The organism is Bradyrhizobium uaiense, from assembly GCF_010811875.1.
Classification (GTDB): Bacteria; Pseudomonadota; Alphaproteobacteria; order Rhizobiales; family Xanthobacteraceae; genus Bradyrhizobium; species Bradyrhizobium uaiense.
In genome coordinates this window covers 1-244 of record NZ_VKHP01000951.1, presented here as the reverse complement: position 1 = coordinate 244, position 244 = coordinate 1, and the positions used below count along the sequence as shown (strand labels likewise).

Annotated in this window: 1 pseudogene; it reads right to left on the bottom strand. The window is 63.9% G+C overall.

Annotation, left to right across the window (positions count from 1 at the left end):
- Nucleotides 1-244: pseudogene (locus FNJ47_RS52535) on the bottom strand (hypothetical protein); the annotation flags it as partial.

Sequence of the window (244 nt, the reverse complement as noted above, 5' to 3'; positions counted from 1 at the left end):
CGGCTTCGACTACGAATTCGCGAGCTCGACCGAGTATTACACCTCCGGCCGGTGCGATGCCGCGCTGCTGCGCATGCTGGAGCGGATCGAGAAGGTGATGGCGATCATGCTGCCGTCGCTGCGCGAGCATCTCCTTGTTCGGCACGTTGTCCGGCACCTTGCGCAGACCGTCCATGTCGTCGGAGAAGGCGAGCAGGCGGGTCTTGATCTTGTCCTCGGTCAGCACGCGGAAGGCATGGCGCAC